Below are 1,115 nucleotides of genomic sequence, written 5' to 3' on the forward strand. Positions count from 1 at the left end.
CGTAGGACCGGCGCCACGGTCTAACCCGCTTGAAGGCCTTTGTTGTCGCAAGCATCAATTCCGCTATCACCATGGCCTGCAACGCCGCACAGGTCGACCGGGACGATATCTACGCGGTCGTCGTTGCCGGCAACACCGTGATGACCCACAGGCTGCTCGGCATCGATCCCGCGTACATGATCGCCGAACCGTATGTGCCGGTGGTCCGCCGTGCCCTCTCGGTTGCATCGAACCGGATCAACATCGCCTGCAACCCGAACGGCGGCGTCTTTGCCTTCCCGGCCGTGAGCGACTTCATCGGCGGCGACATCATCGCCGACATCCTAGCCTGCGGGATGGCCGACCGGGAGGAGATATCCCTTCTCATCGACATCGGGACCAACTTCGAAGTCGTCCTTGGCAACAGTGAATGGATGTTCTCCTGTGCCGGCGCGGCCGGCCCGGCCCTCGAGGGAGGGGAGGTCCTCTTCGGCATGCGGGCAAACCCCGGGGCCATTGAGAAGATCACGCTCGATCCGGATACACTCACCCCGAAATATTCCACCATCAACAACGTGAAGCCCCGGGGCATCTGCGGCTCAGGGCTCATCGACCTTCTTGCCGAACTCCTCGTTGCCTGCGTCATTGACCGGACCGGCCGGATCAACACCGATATCGTCAACCCCCGGATCCGGAAGACCGATCACTTCCCCGAGTATGTCCTCGTGTGGGCAAAAGAGACCGATACCGGAAAGGACATCGTCATCACCGAGAACGACATCAAGAACCTTATCATGAGCAAGGCGTCGGTCCACGCGGCCTGCGTCACGCTGATGAAACAGGCCGGCGTGACCCACAACGATATCGCCACCATCCACTTCGCGGGTGCATTCGGCAACTACCTTGACAAGAAGAACGCAACGATCATCGGCCTCATCCCCGAGATTGACCCCGGCAACATCAAAAACCTCGGCAATGGCGCAATCGCCGGTGCGAACATCGCCCTGATCAACCGGCGGGTTCGCCGCACGCTTGACGATATCGCCCTCAGGATCGGGTATATCGAGCTGAACGCGGAGCCCTCGTTCATGGACGAGTATACCGGCAGCACCTTCCTTCCGCACACGGACCTGACG

1 protein-coding gene and 1 pseudogene are annotated in these 1,115 nt (G+C 60.7%); both read left to right on the forward strand.

The genetic code is table 11. The features are described 5' to 3' along the window. Positions 1-23: 23 nt before the first annotated feature. Positions 24-329, forward strand: a pseudogene (locus CW742_RS14515) (ferredoxin); the annotation flags it as partial. A 6-nt stretch (positions 330-335) separates the two neighbouring features. Then, a partial coding sequence (locus CW742_RS14520; RefSeq protein ID WP_292421605.1) for an ATP-binding protein occupies positions 336-1,115 on the forward strand: 780 nt, incomplete at its 3' end.

This window comes from Methanoregula sp., assembly GCF_002835825.1.
GTDB lineage: Archaea > Halobacteriota > Methanomicrobia > Methanomicrobiales > Methanospirillaceae > Methanoregula.